This is a genomic window from Aeromonas sp. Marseille-Q5825 (genome assembly GCF_946892685.1).
Lineage (GTDB): Bacteria > Pseudomonadota > Gammaproteobacteria > Enterobacterales > Aeromonadaceae > Aeromonas > Aeromonas rivipollensis.
Map to the genome: position 1 here is coordinate 382391 of NZ_CAMPOU010000006.1, position 18900 is coordinate 401290.

17 protein-coding genes and 1 riboswitch are annotated in these 18900 nt (G+C 64.2%); of the genes, 6 read left to right on the forward strand and 11 right to left on the reverse strand.

The window, feature by feature from the left end; all coding sequences use genetic code 11:
• Positions 1–8: 8 nt before the first annotated feature.
• The 7 genes from OC537_RS16725 to OC537_RS16755 form a co-directional block, all read right to left on the reverse strand.
• A complete protein-coding gene (locus tag OC537_RS16725) occupies positions 9–776 on the reverse strand; it encodes a thiazole synthase (RefSeq protein WP_262112935.1) in 768 nt (255 codons plus the stop codon).
• Between the two features lies 1 nt (position 777).
• The gene (gene thiS / locus OC537_RS16730) at positions 778–978 is read right to left on the reverse strand and encodes a sulfur carrier protein ThiS (RefSeq protein ID WP_042042049.1); all 201 of its coding nucleotides are present in this window, start codon (positions 976–978) and stop codon (positions 778–780) included.
• Positions 975–1748 (reverse strand): HesA/MoeB/ThiF family protein, encoded by a 774-nt coding sequence (locus OC537_RS16735; RefSeq protein WP_262112937.1) that lies wholly within the window; start codon positions 1746–1748, stop codon positions 975–977. The genes thiS and OC537_RS16735 overlap by 4 nt, the downstream gene beginning before the upstream one ends.
• Positions 1738–3297, reverse strand: a complete 1560-nt coding sequence (thiE, locus tag OC537_RS16740) for a thiamine phosphate synthase (protein WP_262112939.1) — start codon at positions 3295–3297, stop codon at positions 1738–1740. The genes OC537_RS16735 and thiE overlap by 11 nt, the downstream gene beginning before the upstream one ends.
• Positions 3294–5303 (reverse strand): phosphomethylpyrimidine synthase ThiC, encoded by a 2010-nt coding sequence (gene thiC, locus OC537_RS16745; RefSeq protein ID WP_316044161.1) that lies wholly within the window; start codon positions 5301–5303, stop codon positions 3294–3296. The genes thiE and thiC overlap by 4 nt, the downstream gene beginning before the upstream one ends.
• A 268-nt stretch (positions 5304–5571) precedes the next feature.
• Positions 5572–5685, reverse strand: a riboswitch (TPP riboswitch).
• Between the two features lie 72 nt (positions 5686–5757).
• Positions 5758–6243 carry a hypothetical protein gene (locus tag OC537_RS16750; protein ID WP_262112941.1) on the reverse strand — a complete coding sequence of 162 codons (486 nt, stop codon included), beginning with the start codon at positions 6241–6243 and terminating at the stop codon, positions 5758–5760.
• Between the two features lie 85 nt (positions 6244–6328).
• On the reverse strand, positions 6329–6745 hold the full coding sequence (locus OC537_RS16755) for a hypothetical protein (RefSeq protein ID WP_262112943.1): 417 nt from the start codon (positions 6743–6745) through the stop codon (positions 6329–6331).
• A 90-nt stretch (positions 6746–6835) separates the two neighbouring features.
• Here OC537_RS16755 and OC537_RS16760 point away from each other — a divergent pair, with 90 nt between their 5' ends.
• Positions 6836–7504, forward strand: coding sequence for a response regulator transcription factor (locus OC537_RS16760; RefSeq protein WP_262112945.1), 669 nt, complete (start codon positions 6836–6838; stop codon positions 7502–7504).
• 29 nt (positions 7505–7533) lie between these two features.
• Entirely contained in the window at positions 7534–8763 is a 1230-nt protein-coding gene (locus tag OC537_RS16765; RefSeq protein ID WP_262113345.1) for a sensor histidine kinase, read from the forward strand.
• Between the two features lie 129 nt (positions 8764–8892).
• On the opposite strand, the gene rimK is transcribed toward OC537_RS16765, so the two are convergent.
• From rimK to metH, 3 genes are all read right to left on the reverse strand, one after another.
• Positions 8893–9789: a 30S ribosomal protein S6--L-glutamate ligase gene (gene rimK, locus OC537_RS16770; protein WP_025325466.1), complete on the reverse strand. Its 897-nt coding sequence runs from the start codon at positions 9787–9789 to the stop codon at positions 8893–8895.
• A gap of 115 nt (positions 9790–9904) precedes the next feature.
• Positions 9905–10969 (reverse strand): Gfo/Idh/MocA family oxidoreductase, encoded by a 1065-nt coding sequence (locus OC537_RS16775; protein WP_262112947.1) that lies wholly within the window; start codon positions 10967–10969, stop codon positions 9905–9907.
• 43 nt (positions 10970–11012) lie between these two features.
• A complete protein-coding gene (gene metH / locus OC537_RS16780; protein WP_262112949.1) occupies positions 11013–14708 on the reverse strand; it encodes a methionine synthase in 3696 nt (1231 codons plus the stop codon).
• Between the two features lie 202 nt (positions 14709–14910).
• On the opposite strand from metH, the gene OC537_RS16785 reads away from it, so the two are divergent.
• Both OC537_RS16785 and OC537_RS16790 read left to right on the forward strand, forming a co-directional pair.
• The gene (locus OC537_RS16785; RefSeq protein WP_106885175.1) at positions 14911–16188 is read left to right on the forward strand and encodes a cation:proton antiporter; all 1278 of its coding nucleotides are present in this window, start codon (positions 14911–14913) and stop codon (positions 16186–16188) included.
• 452 nt (positions 16189–16640) lie between these two features.
• A complete protein-coding gene (locus OC537_RS16790) occupies positions 16641–16817 on the forward strand; it encodes a hypothetical protein (RefSeq protein ID WP_005326732.1) in 177 nt (58 codons plus the stop codon).
• Positions 16818–16930: 113 nt separating this feature from the next.
• Here OC537_RS16790 and OC537_RS16795 read toward each other — a convergent pair whose 3' ends face one another.
• Positions 16931–17452, reverse strand: a complete 522-nt coding sequence (locus tag OC537_RS16795) for a GNAT family N-acetyltransferase (protein WP_106885176.1) — start codon at positions 17450–17452, stop codon at positions 16931–16933.
• A 205-nt stretch (positions 17453–17657) separates the two neighbouring features.
• Between OC537_RS16795 and OC537_RS16800 the strand changes: the two genes are divergently transcribed.
• On the forward strand, positions 17658–17921 hold the full coding sequence (locus tag OC537_RS16800; protein ID WP_106885177.1) for a hypothetical protein: 264 nt from the start codon (positions 17658–17660) through the stop codon (positions 17919–17921).
• 73 nt (positions 17922–17994) lie between these two features.
• Positions 17995–18849, forward strand: coding sequence for a neutral zinc metallopeptidase (locus OC537_RS16805; RefSeq protein ID WP_262112955.1), 855 nt, complete (start codon positions 17995–17997; stop codon positions 18847–18849).
• The last annotated feature ends 51 nt before the right edge of the window (positions 18850–18900 follow it).

The window sequence follows — 18900 nt, forward strand, 5'->3', positions numbered from 1 at the left end:
ACCCTGGCTCATAACGCCCCCAGGAAATCGGTCAGGGGGCTGGAGGCCTGGGCCTGGCTGCCGCGCGCCCCGAGGCCCGCCTCATAGCCGCTGCGACCGGCCTCGCAGGCGAGCGCGAAGGCGCGGCCCATGGCGACCGGATCCCCACTCACGGCAATGGCCGTGTTCACCAGCACCGCATCGGCGCCGAGCTCGAAGGCCGCTGCCGCGTGGCTGGGGGCACCTATCCCTGCGTCCACCACCACGGGCACCCTGGACTGCTCGACGATGATGGAAAGGAACTCCCGGGTCACCAGCCCCTGATTGGAGCCGATGGGAGCGCCGAGCGGCATGACGGCGGCGCAGCCCACCTCTTCGAGCCGCTTGCAGAGCACGGGATCGGCGCCGCAGTAAGGCAGCACCACGAAGCCCTCTTTCACCAGCTGTTCGGCGGCTTTCAGCGTTTCTATGGGATCCGGCAGCAGGTACTTGGGATCGGGGTGGATCTCGAGCTTGAGCCAGTTGGTGCCGAGCGCCTCCCGGGCCAGGTGGGCGGCAAACACCGCCTCGGCGGCCGTCTTGGCACCAGAGGTGTTGGGCAGCAGCTTGACTCCGAGGGCCAGCAAGGGGCTCAGGATGTCATCGTGGCGCTTGCCAGGTTCGAGGCGCTTGATGGCCATGGTCACCAGCTGGGAACCGCTCGCCGCTATGGCGGCCGCCATCAGCTCGGGGTGGGCAAACTTGCCGGTGCCGGTAAAGAGGCGCGATGAGAAGGTGTGATTGGCAATGGTCAGCATCTCAGCCTCCGGCGATGGCAGTGAAAAGGTGGATCTCGTCCCCGTCATTGAGGCGGGTCTCTGGCCAGCGGCTGCGGGGCAGCACGGCGCCGTTGAGGGCCACCGCCACCCCCTGGGGGGCAATCTCCTGCACCGCCAGCAGCTCGGTCAGGCGCTGGCCGGTGGGCAGCGTCAGCTCGATATCGTTCAATCGAATATTCATTGGTCATCCTTATGGCTGCCACACACCGGGCAAGCGGGATCGGGGGGCAGGCGCAGCGTCTGCCACTCGTGGGTCAGGGCATCGAAGCGGCGCAGGGTGCCCGCCACCGGGCTGGGACGCCCGAGCAGCAGTTTCAGTGCCTCCAGCGCCTGCAGGGAACCCATCACTCCCACCAGGGGGCCGGTGACGCCGCTGCTCTGGCAGCTCTCCTTTATCTCGGTGTCCGCCGGGTAGAGACAGGCGTAGCAGGCATGTTCAGGCGCGCTTCGCACCATCAGTTGCCCTTGCCAGCCGACGGCGGCGGCGGAGATCCAGGGCTTGCCCTGCCCTACGCAGGCGGCGTTGATGGCATGGCGGCTGGCCAGGTTATCGCAGCAGTCGACAACCAGGTCCACCTCGGCCACGAAGGCTGGCAGGCTATGGGCGTCGAGACGCTGGTTGATGGCGATCAGCTCGACGTGGGGGTTGTGAGCCGCCAACCGCTCCCGGGCCAGCTCGGCCTTGGAGCGGCGCAGCCCCTCCCCGTCGAACAGGATCTGGCGCGGCAGGTTGCTCGAATCCACCACGTCGCCGTCGGCGAGCCAGAGGGTGCCGACTCCTGCCCCGGCGAGATAGAGGGCGAGCGGCGAGCCGAGGCCGCCGAGGCCGACGATCAGCACCGACTTAGCTTTCAGCCTCACCTGCCCGGCTTCCCCTATCTCGGCCAGCATCAGCTGGCGGCCATAGCGCAGATACTCTTCGTCACGAAGAGACGCCTCGTCAGAGAGCATGTGCCACCTCCTGCACCGCTATGGCTGTGCGCGCAGGATCCCCGGCCCCCACGGTGGCCAGCAGCCGGGCCGTGGCCCCCTGCCAGTCGTCGCTCCCTGTGATGGCGGAGACCAGGGCAATGCTGCCCACCCCGCTCTCCTTGACCGCTGCCACCCGCTCTTCACTGATGCCGCCGATGGCGACAGTGGGCCAGTCGCGCATAAGGGCGCGGTAGTGGTGCAGCCGCACCAGCCCCTGGGGGCGGGAGGGCATCTGCTTGGTGTTGGTGGGGAAGATATGACCCAGGGCTATATAGGAGGGTGCCAGCTCCCGGGCCCGCATCAGCTCGAAGTAGCCGTGGGTGGAGAGACCGAGGCGCAGGCCGGCGGCCTGGATGGCGGCGAGATCCGCCGTCTCCATGTCCTCCTGCCCCAGATGCACCCCATAGGCACCCGCGGCGATGGCCTGCTGCCAATGGTCGTTGATAAAGAGCCGCGCCCAGAAGCGGCGACCCAGGGCCACCGCCTCGGCAATGGCTGGTGCTACCTCATCGGCGGACAGATCCTTGATGCGCAGTTGCAGTGTCTTGACCCCGGCTTCCAGCAGCCGCTCCAGCCACTGCACCGAATCCACCACCGGATAGAGGCCGAGGCGGTGCTCGGTGGGGGCAAAGGGGCCCTCCGGCAGTCGAGCGCTGCTTGCCTCATAAAGACCGAAGTGGTGATCCAGCATTGATCCCGCCAGTACGGCGCGGGGGAAGTGAACAAGATCCCCGGGCCAGCCGAGATGGGCTATGGGGCCGGGGCCTGCCCCCACCCCCTGCGCCCCTGCCAGCCCTTGCTGCAGATAAGCACGCGCCAGGGTGATGGCGTCTTCCACCGGGTAATCCAGCGCCACGACGGCGGCGATGGCGCTGGCGTAGCAGCAGCCGGTGCCATGGCCGTGGCGGGTATCGAGCCGCGGCGCGGCGAGCCAGAACTCGCGGCTCTCGTCCTGGTAGTAGTCCAGACAGAGATCCCTGCTCCACTCAAGATGCCCCCCCTTGACCAGCACGGCGCGGGCGCCGAGCTCCCGCAGTCGCGCCGCTCCTGCCCGTACCAGGGCGGGGCTGGTCGCCGGAATGCCTGTCAATGCCTCGAGCTCGGGGCCGTTGGGGGTGATGAGAGACAGACGGGGCAGCAGGTGCTCGCGCACCGCCGCCAGCATGTTGGGCTCCGCCATGGGGGTGCCTGTGCTGGCGATGGCCACGGGGTCATAGACCACGAAGGGGGCGTTTATCGTATCGAGCCGCCGGGCCAGCACCTCCACATGGAGCCGGGTCGGCAGCAGACCGATCTTGATGGCGGCCGGGGGCAGATCGACGCCGAGGGCGTCGAACTGGGCGCAGAAGGTCTGCATCAGCACGGGATCCACCATCTTCACCGCCACCGAATTCTGGGCCGTGATGGCGGAGATGACGGAGCAGCCGTGCACGCCGAGGGCGTGCAAGGTGTGCAGATCGGCCTGAATGCCGGCACCGCCCCCCGAGTCGGAACCTGCTATGGTCCAGACGATGGGCTTGGTGCTCATGCTTCTTCCCGCTCCTCTTTGAGGGCCGCCGCCTGATGGTAGAGCTCGCCCCCCTTCTCCTTGAAGGTCTCAGCCATACGGTTCATACCGCTTTCCACCTCGGCCACCACTCGCTCCTGCTGGCCATCCATGCCCACCAGCTTGATCTCCACCGCCTCCAGTTTGGCGGCATTCAGTTCGGCGGTGTAGGCACGCACATCCTGGGTGATCTTCATTGAGCAGAACTTGGGGCCGCACATGGAGCAGAAGTGGGCCACCTTGCCGGACTCCTGGGGCAGGGTCTCGTCGTGGTAGGCGCGGGCGGTCTCGGGATCCAGCGCCAGGTTGAACTGATCCTCCCAGCGGAACTCGAAGCGCGCCTTGGACATGGCATTGTCGCGGATCTGGGCGCCCGGATGACCCTTGGCGAGATCCGCGGCGTGGGCGGCGATCTTGTAGGTGATGAGGCCCTGCTTCACGTCCTCCTTGTTCGGCAGCCCCAGGTGCTCCTTGGGGGTGACGTAGCAGAGCATGGCGCAGCCATACCAGCCGATCATGGCGGCGCCTATGCCGGAGGTGAAGTGATCGTAGCCTGGGGCTATGTCGGTGGTGAGCGGGCCAAGCGTGTAGAAGGGTGCCTCGTGGCAGTGCTCGAGCTGCTCCGTCATGTTGCGCTCTATCATGTGCATGGGCACGTGACCCGGCCCCTCGATCATCACCTGGACGTCGTACTCCCAGGCGATCTTGGTGAGCTCCCCCAGGGTATGCAGCTCGGCGAACTGGGCCTCGTCGTTGGCGTCATAGACGGAGCCCGGACGCAGGCCGTCACCGAGGGAGAGCGCCACGTCATAGGCCGCGCAGATCTCGCAGATCTCGCGGAAATGCTGGTAGAGGAAGTTCTCCTTGTGGTGCGACAGGCACCACTTGGCCATGATGCTGCCGCCGCGGGAGACAATGCCGGTGAGACGCTTGGCTGTCATGGGCACGTAGCGCAGCAAGACGCCGGCGTGAATGGTGAAGTAATCCACCCCCTGCTCGGCCTGCTCCAGCAGAGTGTCGCGGAACAGCTCCCAGGTGAGGTCTTCGGCGATGCCGTTGGTTTTTTCCAGCGCCTGATAGATGGGCACAGTGCCGATGGGCACAGGGCTGTTGCGCAGGATCCACTCGCGGGTCTCGTGGATGTAGCGGCCGGTGGAGAGATCCATGACGGTGTCGGCGCCCCAGCGAGTGGACCAGACCAGCTTCTCCACCTCCTCCTCGATGCTGGAGGTCACCGCCGAGTTGCCTATGTTGGCGTTGATCTTCACCAGGAAATTGCGGCCGATGATCATCGGCTCGGCTTCCGGGTGGTTGATGTTGCTGGGGATGATGGCGCGGCCGGCGGCCACCTCATCGCGCACGAATTCTGGGGTGATGCTTTCCGGCAGGCGGGCGCCGAAGCCCTGACCCGGATGCTGGCGTAGCAGCAGCTCGGAGCGCACCCGTTCGCGGCCCATGTTCTCGCGAATGGCGATGAACTCCATCTCCGGGGTGACCATCCCCTGACGGGCATAGTGCAGCTGGGTCACCCGGCGGCCCGGCTTGGCACGCAGCGGTTTGGGCAAGTTATCGAAGCGCAGGTGATCCAGCCCTTCGTCGGCGAGGCGCTCCTGGGTGAAGGCGGAGCTCAGACCCTCGAGCGCTTCGGTGTCGCCCCGCTCCAGCACCCAGGCTTCACGCAGGCGCGGCAGGCCGCGGCGCACGTCTATCTCGGCACTCTCATCCCCATAGGCCCCCGAGGTGTCGTAGACGGGCACGGGATCGTTCGGCTCGAACTGGGGGTCTTCCTTGCTGCCGCCGACCAAGGTGTCGGCCAGGACTATCTCCCGCAGCCCCACCCGAATGTCGGGACGGGAACCTTCGATGAAGATGCGTCTGGAGTTGGGATGGGCCATGCCCTTGAGGTTGTCGATAAAGGCCTGGGCACTGGAGCGCTGCTCCCGGCGGCTGGCGGGCACGGACTTGCTGTTTTCAGAAGAGGTAGACATAGCAAAACTCACATTAACTGGTTGAAGTTATGGGTGTTTGCTTGTCTGGAGTTCGAGGAGAAGTGATGAACTTGCAGTCTGGGTGCGCTCTCAGGAGGGAGCGAGCGCGGGATGGATCATCCCTGCTCTGCCGTCCCGTCCCCCTTGTCGGGGACATTCGCCGCCCTGACGGGCAAGCGGCGGGACGACCTCCCTCCTGTGCGCCAGCCCTTGCCCGGGGGCTCCCCTCAAGGCAAGGGGGAAGTGGCTACTCCCCCGGCGCGGCAACTCGCAAGTTACCCTTGTTTCCCTTCGCAGGTCTTAACCTGATCAGGTTCCACGGATCCCGAATTAACGGTCTCAGCTTTGCGTCGTTCGACGGTCAGCACTCCGACAAGATGGCGCCAGTATAAGTGGGGAATTTTAAAGTACAAGTCATTAACAAGGGGAAAGAACAACCAGCCAAGGACTCGGCTCACTCATCGGAATCGAGTGTGTCCTCCGGGTTGGGGATCAGGATCTCGGTCAGACGGCCCTCATCATTCCGGCTCAGCACCAGCCTGCGGCCCGGTTGCAGATCGGCGAGGCTGCCGTTCACCCAGCGGGTACCGGCATCAAACACCAGCACACCCAGCTGCTGCATCAGCAGGCTCTCTCCTGCGGTGGCGACCAGCCTGTCATCCGCCCGCAACCACTGGCTGCTCTGGGCCGGATCCGGCCCAGTTGCGAGCACCCGGATTTGCTCGGCCACGCCGTACCGGCTCTGGATGGCGAGCTGCATGCCGGGCCTGAGCTCATCAAACTGATCTACGCCGCTCAGAGCGGCGGTGCCGAGTTCCAGCTCGGCCCCCTGAAATTGCAGGCGGATGCCGTCGTTGTGCTCCAGCTCCACCAGCCAGAGCTCGGGCTCATCGGCAAGGGCGTGAAAGGAGAGCAGCAGGAACAATGCGGTTCTGGTCATAGCAAGCAGGCCCATGGTCAACCCAGCGAGGAGGTTTAACTATGGGCCTGGACGGGCAATTTTTCCGGTTCACTGGTGCGGCGGCTCAGTCGTCCTCCCGACACTGGCTCAGACGCATGCCGTCGAAGCGGCACTCCAGCTCCAGCCAGCGCCCCTCGAAGGGGGCCAGGCTGTCATCCGAGGTGACATAACCCCAGATCCGCCCCTGCGCCACAGGCCCTTCCAGCTCCATCTCATGCTTTTCTTCCAACGGCTCCACCTCGCGGACCAGCCGTCTATCTCCCTCTATCACCCCTTCCAGATCGACCCAGGTGCCGCCGAGATCGTCTTCGTCCAGACCGTCCTTGAAGCGGGTCTGCTCATCGATCACGAAGGGAATGCCGTTGACCATCAACTGGCCCAGTTGCCAGCTGGTGCGGCCGGTCAGCTTGAACTCGGCCGCCTGCACCAGACCAAAGGGCAATAAAATCAATAGCCAGAGGGCGCAGAGAGACTTCTTCATCGGGGATCCTCGGGGTTACACTGGCACACAGGATGTCTTATCCGGTGTGAAATGGCCGTGAAATCTCGGCCCAAACCAGGAGATCAGAGCATGAAAATACTGGTGGTGGAAGACAGTCCCCAGGTGGCTGAGACCGTCATGGATTATCTGGAGCTGGCCGGGCACAGGGTAGACTGCGCCTATCACGGCCAGGCCGCCCTGCAACTGCTGGCCGAGCAGCGTTTCGACGTCATCATCATGGACGTCATGATGCCGCGCCTCGACGGCCTGCGCACCGTCGAGCGGCTGCGCTCGGACGGCATCGCCACCCCTGTGCTCTTTCTCACCGCCCGCGACAGCCTGGACGACAAGCTGGCAGGTTTCAAGGCGGGGGGCGACGACTACCTGGTCAAGCCGTTCGCCATGGAGGAGCTGGAGGTGCGGTTGCAGGCCCTGGCCCTGCGCGGCCCCCGCAGCGACATGGGAGCACTGGCATTCGGCGAGCTGGCGGTGGATCCTGGCGCGGGCCGCGCCACCCGCGCCGGGATGGAGCTCAAACTTGGCAAGATCCCCTTCCAGATCCTCACCCTGCTGGTCAGGCGAGCCCCCCAGCTGGTGACGCGCCAGGAGGTGCTCGACACCGTCTGGGGGGATGAGGAGCCCGACTCGGACGCCCTGCGCAGCCACATCTACGCCCTGCGCAACGCCCTGGACAAGCCCTTCCCCAGCCCCATGCTGGAGACAGTGCACGGCCAGGGCTACCGGCTGGTCAAACCATGAGCACCCCGACTCCCCCGGGCCAGCAAGCCTTGAACCTGCCGAGCCTGCGCAAGCGCCTGATTCTGGCGCTGGGCGGGGCCGGCTTGCTGCTGCTGCTGATCCTGAGTCTGCTCATGGTGGTGGCCGAGAACAAGATGGAGGAGCTCAGCCTGCGCCACTGGCTGGAGGCCGAGGTCACCCGCTACAACGATGACTGGCTGCGGCTCGGCCCGGCGGCGCCCGCCCCCAGCCCGCGCCAGTTCTCCAGCTACTGGACGGAGGCGGGACGCCTGCCCGTCTGGCTCAAACCCTACCGGACCCCCGGCTTCTTCGAGCACCAGCTGGGGGAGGAGGACAAACACTTTCTGGTGCGCGCTCACCCCTCGGGCCAGGGCCTGCTCTATCTGGTGTTCAACGACGACGCCGACGACTACCTGGATCCTTACGAAGACAGGCTGCACCTGGTCACCCGGCTGATCGGGCTGGCCCTGTTGCTCGGCTGCATAGCGTTCGGCATCTGGCTGGTGCGCCACATCACCCGCCCCCTGGACAGGCTGCGCCAGCGCGTCGCCCACCTCACCCCGGATCAGGTCGACTTCGTGCCGGATGCTCCCTGGCAGGAGCTGCGAGAGATCGAGCTGGCGCTGCTGGCGGGCAAGCACGAAGTGGCCGCCGTGTTCGCCCGGGAGCAGGAGTTCAGCCGCTTCGCCAGCCATGAGCTGCGCACCCCCAACATGGTGATCCAGGGCTCGGCCGCCCTGCTCGGCAAGGTGAGCGACCTGCCCGCTCCCGCCGCCCGGGCCGCCAGCCGCATTCGGGCCGCCAGCGACGAGATGGCCTTGCTCACCGAGACCTTCCTGCTGCTGGGCCGCAAGGAGGCAGTCGAGCGCCCCCCGCAATGGGTGGCACCGCTGATCCAGCGGGAGCTGGCGCGCCTCGCCCCCCTGCTGCAGCGCGAAAGCCTGGATATCCGCCTCAATCTGGACGAGCAGAGCGAGGTGCAGGCCCCTCTCTCCCTGCTCGCCATCGCCCTGGGCAACCTGCTGAAGAATGCCCTGAGCTACGCCGAGGGTCATATCGAGATCGCGCTTCAGGGGCAGGTACTCACCATCAGCAATCCCACCGCGGCGGCGCCGGATCAGATCCTGGGCTACGGCTGCGGCCTCACCATCATACAGCGCATCTGCGAGAAGCTGGGCTGGCAGATAGAGACCCGGCTGGAGGATGGCGTTTTCAGCGCCCGGCTGGCGATGAACGCCCCCGACCTCACAGAGGCATAGTTTCCCCCTCATCCCCGACCCTTCTCCCGCAAGGGGAGAAGGGAGACAACGCACTCCCCGGCAAGCCCACAAGCCAGATAACAACAAGGCGCCCGAGGGCGCCTTGTTGTCAGAGGATAGGAGGGCGGCTTATTCCGCCGGCTTGTGCTTGCGACTCGCCTTGAGCTCCAGAAAATCGATGATCTTGCCCGCCACATCCTTGCCGGAGGCGGCTTCGACCCCTTGCAGACCGGGGGAGGAGTTCACCTCCAATACCAGGGGGCCGCGGGCACTGCGCAAGATATCCACCCCGGCCACGTCCAGCCCCATGATCTTGGCGGCCTGCACCGCTGTCGCCCGCTCTTCCGGGGTGATCTTGATGGCCGACGCCTCGCCGCCACGGTGCAGGTTGGAGCGAAACTCCCCCGGCTGGGCCTGACGACGCATGGCCGCCACCACCTTGCCACCCACCACCACGCAGCGAATGTCGGCACCATTGGCCTCGCGGATGTACTCCTGCACCAGGATGTTGTTGTTGGTCTGGATGAAGGCCTCGATCACGCTCTCGGCCGCCTTCTGGGTCTCGCACAGCACCACGCCTATCCCCTGGGTCCCCTCCAGCAGCTTCACCACCAGCGGCGCCCCGCCGACCATGGTGATGAGATCGGGCACGTCGTGGGTGCTGTGTGCATAGCCGGTGATGGGCAGGCCTATGCCGTGGCGGGAGAGCAGCTGCATGGCGCGCAGCTTGTCTCGGGAGCGACTGATGGCCACCGAGCTGTTGAGGGCCATGGTATTCATCATCTCGAACTGGCGCAGCACGGCGGTGCCATAGAAGGTGATGCTGGCACCGATGCGCGGGATCACGGCGTCATAGCTCTCCAGTTCCCGTCCTTCGTAGTGGATGGAGGGGCTGTGGGAGGCGATGTTCATGTAGCAGCGCAGGGTGTCGAGCACCTCGACCTGATGCCCGCGCGCCTGCGCCACCTCGACCAGACGGCGGGTGGAGTAGTTGTTGGGCTCGCGGGATAAAATGGCAATATTCATGGAAATGACAGACCTGATAATCGGACTGGAGAGTATAAGGTGCCATGAACGACTGGCAACGCCAATCCTTTCCCCTCACCATTCGGCGTTCTGCAAGAACCGCTGAATACCAGATTCAATGAGGACCACGTAATTCCTGCTGCAGGCTCAGCAGCAGCGCCACCTCCTGCAACCGGCGCGCAGTGACTCCGGCCCAGTCCGCGACAGGCAAGGGCGCCAGCAGGGTTTGGGCTATGCAGTCGCGATAGAGGGGCCCCTCATGTTGCCAGCCCCGCATACCATCGACGCCGTGAAAATGCAGCCACTCCAGATTGCCGCTGCGAAGCAGCTCGATGCGCCGCCCATCCTTGAGATGCAGGCATAACCCCTTCTTCTCGACTCCGGATCCTGCGTACTTGTCGAGCCAGAGCCTCAGGGGCACACCTGCCCCCTCGCCGCGCAGACAGGCCCGCCCCTCGGCGGTCTCGAGATCGCCATTGGGGATGGGTTGGCCCAGCCTGTCGGCCACCCCGTCAGCCACCAGCGTCAAGCTGTCATCCCCGCCGAGGGCCACCAGCAGCTCGCGGATCATTGCCAGCAGATGGGTGCCGATGTCGAGGATCACCCCGTCGGGATGACGCAGGACCCGCCTGTCCGGCTCGCCGGTGGCGAAGTTGAGGGCATAGGGGTGCCCCTGCTCGTCAAGGCCGCAGGGCTCCAGCAGGAAGCCCTCCACCGAGGCCACGTCGGCCAGGGTGACCGGCGAAATGGGGCCAGCCTGACCGGATTGCGGCCGCCAATCATCCCCCAACCCGCCGCTGAGCAGCCGCTGGACGGCGTTGCGGGCCATCCAGTGATCCAGCGCCAGCACCCGGGGGGCGACTTCGGGATCCACCAGCAGGGCCAGCAGGCGAGCCTGCTGGGCCAGGGTAGCCACCACAGGCTTCTCCACCAGAATCAAGGGGATGGTGCTTGCCAGCGCCTGCTCCAGCACGGGCAGGTGCAGCAGGGAGGGGGTGGCAATGACCAGCCGATCCAGGCGCTGTGCCAGCAGGGCTTCCAGGGTCGGCAGCGAGTCCACTCCCGGCAGGCTGCGGGCGGGATCGAATCCCCAGATCGCCATCTCTGGCGCCAGGGCCCGCAATGCCGGCAGATAGGCGGTCTCCACCACTGCCCCCAGGCCAACGAATCCAATCTTCATAGCACCTCGGCTTGCGTGGGCCAGTTCAGGCCGGGCAACGGGATCAATTCAGGTTTGGCCCCAACCAACGCTCGGCCTCTGCCAGCGTCATGCCTTTGCGCTGGGCATAGTCTTCCACCTGATCGGGCTGGATCTGCGCCACCGCAAAATACTTGCTCTCGGGGTGGGAGAAGTACCAGCCGGACACCGCCGCCCCCGGCCACATGGCGTAGGACTCGGTGAGCTTCATGCCGATGGCCTGCTCCACACCCAGCAGCTCCCAGATGCTGCCCTTCTCGGTGTGCTCAGGGCAGGCGGGGTAACCGGGGGCCGGGCGGATGCCCTGATAGTTCTCGCGAATGAGCTCCTCGTTGGAGAGTGCTTCATCGGGGGCATAGCCCCAGTGCACTTTGCGCACCTGCTCGTGCAGGTATTCGGCGAAGGCCTCGGCGAGACGGTCGCACACCGCCTGGATGAGGATGGCGTTGTAGTCGTCGTGATCCGCCTTGTAGGCTTGCGCTATGGCCTCCTCGCCGATACCGCCGGTTACCGCAAAGGCGCCGATCCAGTCCGGCTTGCCGCTCTCCTTGGGTGCCACATAGTCCGCCAGACAGTAGTTCGGGAAGCCCTGCTTCTCGCTCTGCTGGCGCAGGTGGTGCAGCACCTTGATGACCTCGGTACGGGACTCGTCGCTGTAGACTTCTATGCTGTCCCCCACCCCGTTGGCCGGGAACAGACCTATGATGCCGGCGCAGCGCACGCTCTTGTCCTGCTCCAGCTGGTCGAGCATGGCGTTGGCATCGGCAAACAGCTTGGTCGCCTCTTCACCTATGATCTCGTCCTCCAGGATGCGCGGATACTTGCCTGCCAGCTCCCAGCTGAGGAAAAACGGCGTCCAGTCGATGTAAGGGCGCAGCACAGAGACGGGCACGTCCTCGAAGGTCTGCACGCCCAACTCGCGGGGCTTGGGCGGCTCATAGCCGACCCAGTCCAGTTGCTGGCGGTTGGCGCGGGCGTGGGCCAGGGAAACCGGCTTGGATCTAGGCTGCTTGCGGGCATGCTGATCCCGCGCTATCTCGTACTCCTTGTCGATGCGGGCGACGAAGGCGGGCTTGAGCTCGGGGTTCAGCAGGCTCTGGGCCACCCCCACCGCGCGGGAGGCGTTCGAGACATAGACCACGGGCTCCGAGTAGTTCTGCTCTATCTTCACCGCTGTGTGGGCCTTGGAGGTGGTGGCGCCGCCGATCAGCAGCGGCAGCTTGAAGCCCTGGCGCTCCATCTCTTTCGCCACGTGCACCATCTCGTCCAGGGACGGAGTGATGAGGCCGGACAGGCCTATGATGTCGGCCCCCACTTCCCGCGCCGTCTTGAGGATGGTCTCGCAGGAGACCATGACCCCGAGATCGACGATCTCGTAGTTGTTGCACTGCAGCACCACGCCGACGATGTTCTTGCCGATGTCGTGCACGTCCCCCTTGACGGTGGCCATCACTATCTTGCCGTTGCTGGAGCCGCCGGACTTCTCCGCCTCTATGTAGGGTTGCAGGTAGGCGACCGCCCGCTTCATCACCCGCGCCGACTTCACCACCTGGGGCAGGAACATCTTGCCGGCGCCAAACAGGTCGCCCACCACGTTCATGCCGTCCATCAGCGGCCCTTCGATCACGTGCAGCGGCTTCTCGGCCCCGGCCCGCGCCTCTTCGGTGTCCTCTTCGATGAAGTCGGTGATCCCCTTGACCAGGGCATGCTCAAGCCGCTTGCCCACGGGCCAGCTGCGCCACTCCTGATCCCGGGGATCCTCCGCCTGGGCGCCAGCGCCACGATACTTCTCGGCGATGGCCAGCAGATCCTCGGTGGCGCTGTCACTCAAGTTGAGCACCACGGCCTCGACCTTGGCCTTCAGCTCCGCCGGAATGTCTTCATAGATGGCGAGCTGACCGGCGTTGACTATCCCCATGTCCATGCCGCTGCGGATGGCATGGTAGAGGAAGACGGCGTGAATGGCTTCCCGCACCGGCTCGTTGCCACGGAAGGAGAAGGAGACGTTGGAGACGCCGCCGGAGATCATGGCGTGGGGCAGGTGCTCCTTGATGTCCTTCACCGCCTCGATAAAGTCCACCGCGTAGTTGTTGTGCTCGTCGATGCCGGTCGCCACCGCGAAGATGTTGGGGTCGAAGATGATGTCTTCCGGCGGGAAGCCGACCTGATCTACAAGGATGCGGTAGGCACGCTGGCAGATCTCGAACTTGCGGGCACGGGTATCGGCCTGGCCCACCTCGTCGAACGCCATCACGATGACGGCGGCGCCATAGCGACGCAGCAGCTTGGCCTGTTCGATGAACTTGGCCTCCCCCTCCTTCATGGAGATGGAGTTGACCACAGGCTTGCCCTGCACGCACTTGAGACCCGCCTCCAGCACCTCCCACTTGGAGGAGTCGATCATCACCGGCACCCGGGCGATGTCCGGCTCGCCGGCGATCAGGTTCAAGAAGCGCACCATGGCCGCCTCGGCGTCCAGCATCCCCTCGTCCATGTTGATGTCGATGATCTGGGCGCCGCTCTCCACCTGCTGCTTGGCCACATCCAGGGCCTCGTCGTAGAGCCCCTCCTTGATGAGGCGCTTGAACTTGGCGGAACCTGTGACGTTGGTGCGCTCCCCCACGTTCACGAACATGGACTCCGCCGTGATGATGAGGGGCTCGAGGCCGGACAGCCGGCAGGCCACCGGCAGCTCGGGCAGGGCACGGGGCTTGATACCTGCGACGGCGTCCGCCATGGCGCGAATATGGGTCGGGGTGGTGCCGCAGCAGCCCCCCACCAGGTTGAGGAAGCCGCTTTGGGCCCACTCGCGGATATGCTCTGCCATCTCACCCGCATCGAGATCGTACTCGCCGAAGGCGTTGGGCAGGCCGGCGTTGGGGTGGGCGCTCACAAAGGTCTCGCTGATGCGCGACAGCTCCTCCACGTACTGGCGCAGCTCGTCCGGGCCGAGCGCACAGTTGAGGCCGAACGACACGGGTTTGACGTGACGCAGGGAGTGATAGAAGGCTTCCGTGGTCTGGCCGGAGAGGGTGCGGCCCGAGGCATCCGTGATGGTGCCGGAGATCATCACCGGCAGGCTGTAGCCCAGCTCCTCGAACACCAGATCCACCGCGAAGGCGGCCGCCTTGGCGTTGAGGGTATCGAAGATGGTCTCGATGAGGATGAGGTCGGCGCCCCCCTCGATGAGAGCGTGGGTCGATTCGGTGTAGGCGGCCACCAGCTGGTCATAGGTGACGTTGCGCTTGCCGGGATCGTTCACATCAGGCGAGATGGAGCAGGTGCGGTTGGTGGGGCCCAGCACGCCTGCCACGAAACGCGGCCTGGCGGGATCTCTTGCCGTCCATTCATCCGCCACGGCGCGGGCCAGACGGGCCGCCTCGCGGTTAATTTCGGCCGAAATATCTTCCATCTCGTAATCGGCCATGGCGATACGAGTGGCGTTGAAGGTGTTGGTCTCGAGGATGTCGGCCCCGGCGGCACAATATTGATCGTGGATCTCGCGGATCACCGCCGGCCGGGTCAGCACCAGCAGATCGTTGTTGCCCTTGATGTCGGTATGCCAGTCGGCGAAGCGCTCGCCGCGGTAATCCGATTCACCGAGCCTGTAACCCTGGATCATGGTGCCCATGGCACCGTCGATGATCAGGATCCGCTCCTTGAGACAGGCTTCCAGTTTCTTTGTTACGTCCGACTTCTTGCTCGACTCTATGCTCGACACCGCTTCTACCCCTTACATCCATGCAACTGCGTGAGCTCCATCCTAGCAGCAAAAAAATCAAATGGAAATCTAGCCGTCTATCTGTCCGAAATCTCGAGCATATACTCACAAATGGGTAATGAGTAAGATGTGGCCCGAGAGTACCCTATGCCCGTCCTCAACGGGGATACGTGCTTGCTGTTTACTAAAGAGAAAAATAACTATGAGCGTCTACTACACACTCTGTTTCTTGGCAGCCTTGGCGATCTTCATCGCCTTTGCCAACCAGTATGTCGTGAAGATCCAGACCACCATCGCCATCACAGCCGGATCCATGCTGATCTCCGCCCTGATGGTGCTGTTTGGTAAGTTGGGTTGGTTCAATCTGGAACCTCTGGCCGTCGAGACCATGGAAAGCATCGACTTCCAGAACTTCCTGCTGAAGGGGATCCTCGGATTCCTGCTATTTGCCGGCGGTCTCGGCATCAATCTGAAGGCATTGCGCAGCCAGAAGTGGGAGATCACCATTCTCTCCATAGCGGCGACCCTGCTCTCCACCTTCATCATCGGCTACGGCTTCTGGTTCATCGCCAAGCTGCTGGGCTGGGAGCTGCCGCTGGTCTATTGCATGCTGTTCGGTGCCCTGATCTCCCCCACCGACCCCATTGCCGTGCTCGCCATCGTCAAGAAGATGAAGGCGCCGCCCCAGATCGCCATCCAGATCGAAGGGGAGTCTCTGTTCAACGACGGGGTCGGCCTGGTGATCTTCGCCACCGTCTTCGCCGTGGCCTTCGGCGGTGTCGAGCCCACCTTCACCAGCGTGGCCGGCCTGTTCCTGCATGAAGCCCTCGGCGGCATACTGTTCGGCGCCGTGCTGGGCCTCATCGCCCACGTGATGATCAGCGCCACAGACGACGGTTCCCTGGAGCTGCTGCTGACCCTCTGCATCCCGACCGCGGGCTTCGCCTTTGCCAACATGATAGGCGTCTCCGGCGCCCTGGCCATGGTGGTCACCGGCATCATGATAGGCAACTGGACCCGCCAGTCCGGCTTCTCCGAGCAGAGCCGCCACCATCTGGATCACTTCTGGGAGTTGATGGATCAGTTCCTCAACGCCCTGCTGTTCCTGCTGATCGGCCTGGCCCTGGTGCTGCTGGATCTCGCCTGGCAAGACTGGATCCTGCTGGTCATAGCAGTGCCGCTCTGCCTGGCCGCCCGCTTCATCAGCGTCTCCCTGCCCTATGTGGCCTTCCGCAAGTTCCGCAGCTACAACCGCTTCTCGGTGCGCATCCTCACCTGGGGCGGCCTGCGCGGCGGACTGGCCATGGCCATGGCACTGGCGCTACCCTCGGGCGTCATGGTGCTGCCGGAGCACGGCGTCGATCTGCGGGAGGTGATCCTGGTGATGACCTACTCTGTGGTGATGTTCTCCATAGTGGTGCAGGGCATGACCATCACCCCCATGATCACCGCCGCCAAGAAGGCCAGCGGCGACTACTGAGTCAGTCGCAGGCAGTGACTGGCAACAGCAGAAGGGCTCCCTCGGGAGCCCTTTTCGTTGGCGGCGTAGCAGTGAAAAATGTGCCACCGTCACTACACCTCACAATTAGTGTTTGCTTTTTATTCATTTCGAGGAGAGAATGCGCGCCGGCTAGTTAATCAGCCCTGTTTATGTTCGCAATGCTTCAACGTTAGATGAATCCTGCCAGTACCCACATAACCTTCCTCTGATTTACTCGCCTTGAGAACCGTCAGGCTGTCTGCCTGCGTTGCCCGGCTCTCACGGTGCAGACCCGATCTGCCCACCCAATTTGAACTATGCATCCGCATATTCCTTGATAGTGCAGACGCCCGTGACTCGGGCTGGGTATTCCTGCGCGGATTCTGACCGCGGCTATTGACCTAACATTTGCCAAACAAGGAGCAACTATTTAATTTATATAGAGAAATACCATGATGAAAGCAGTACAGACACACAAACCCCTGCGTCGCAGCAAACCCATCAACCTGCCCGTGCAAGAGCATGACTATGATGCGTTTCTGATCCAGTTCAGCACCCGCTCCAGCGGTGGCTTCGCCATCTCCTGTGATGGTATCCCTGGCGAGTTCTCCATCGAAGAGCTCAACTGATCCTGCCCACCGGCAGCCTCAGATGCAGACAGGCCGCAACTCACGGCGGCCCCCTTGTCTCCCTCGCCTCCAGCCTTGTCATCCCCTCTTCTGATTGACGGCCCTGCCATCCCTCAGACAGTGCAGGCCTGGGTATCGGCCGCTTCCAGCAACAGACACTCGTCGGCATCCTCGCTCAACCTGACCAGACGGCTGCGCACCAGACCCAGCTTGCCCAGCAGCGCCACAGATCGCTCGTTGCCCGGGGTGACGATGGCGATGACCCGCTCGATGCCGAGCCGCTCCCGCCCATCCTGCAACGCCGCTCGTGCCGCCTCTATGCCGTAACCCTGACCGCGATAGGCAGGCAGGAAGGCGTAGCCTATGTCTTCGCACGGCAGGGTATCGCGCTTGATGAGCCCGCAGATGCCGATCCTGGCCTCGTCTTCCCGTCGCATCACCAGATAGAGACCATGCCCATGACGGGCATAGCTGACCGCCGGCCCCTGTTGTATGTACTCTTCGGCGTCACTCAGGGTGCGCACCCCGCGATCGCCTATGTAGCGGTGGAAGTCGCCATCGTTGAGCAACTCGAGAATAAAGGGGGCATCAGCAGTGGTTAATTCGCGCAGGGCGAGGCGCTCGGAGAGGATCATGGCAAAGGCTCGTGTGATGGGAACAACAGCCCTCAAGACTGCCCCCATGACGGGCGCTTGGCAAGATCCCCGGCCAAAAGGAGGCCGTCATGGACCGCTAGCCGGCCGACCGCAGACGACATTTAGCCCCTGCCACATGAGTCGCGCGGCGGTTCCGGCTATACTGCCCGCCCTATCCCACAGAACAACAAGCAGGACATTCCCCATGACAGACGACACCGAATTCTTTGACGAACAGACGCTGCTGGAAATGGTTGAAAACCAGCTCGCCGACGGCCATCCCCTGCAGGTGAAAGCCACCCTGATGCGGCTGGTGATGAAGGGCACCCCACGGGACGAGGCGCTGCAATACATCGCCTGCGCCCTGGGTGCCGAGCTGATGGCCATGGAGGCGGATCAGGGCCCCTTCAACCTGACCCGCTACGCCGAGTTTCTCGACAGCCTGCCCGAGATGCCCTGGGCCGAATAACGCCCCTCATCAGGCAAGGCGGACGACCAGCCATTATCATTACTGCCACCACCAATGACGGGAGTAGGCAGATATGCGCTGGCAAAATCGCCGTGAGAGCAACAATGTGGAGGACAGGCGCCAGGAAGGCGGTGGCAGCGGGGGCGGCGGCCTGCCCATAGGTGGCAAGGGGCGCCTCATCCTGATCGTGGTGGTCATGGTGGCGGGTTACTACGGCGTGGATCTCAGCCCCCTGCTCGACGAGCCGTCCCAACAGAGCCAGGCGCCGCGCCAGAGTGTGTCAGAGCCGGCCAGCGATCCCCTGGCCAGATTCACCTCAGTGATGCTCGCCTCCACCGAAGATACCTGGGGCGCGATCTTCTCCCAGAGCGGCAGCCAGTATCAGCCCCCCAGGCTGGTGCTCTATCGCGGCGCCACCCAGACCGGCTGCGGCCAGGGCCAGTCTGTCATGGGCCCCTTCTACTGCCCGGCGGACAGCACAGTTTATATAGATCTCTCCTTCTATCAGGACATGCGCGACAAGCTGGGGGCCGATGGCGACTTCGCCCAGGGCTATGTGGTCGCCCACGAGGTGGGTCACCACGTGCAGCACCTGCTCGGCATCTCCACCAAGGTGCGCCAGCAACAGCAAGGGTTGAGCCAGGCCGCGCAGAACAAGCTGTCGGTCAAACTCGAGCTGCAGGCCGACTGCTTCGCCGGGGTCTGGGGCTACCATATGGAGCGGGAGCAGGTGCTGGAGCACGGCGATCTGGAGGAGGCGCTCAACGCCGCCCAGGCCATAGGTGACGACCGCCTGCAGCAGCGGGGTCAGGGCCGGGTGGTGCCGGACAGCTTCACCCACGGCAGCTCGGCCCAGCGCCTCGCCTGGTTCAAGCGGGGCTTTGACAGCGGCAAGCCCGCCAGCTGCGACACCTTCGCCGCCCGCTGAGCCGGGCCAGACGACAAGGCCGGATCCCCAGGGATCCGGCCTTGTTGCATT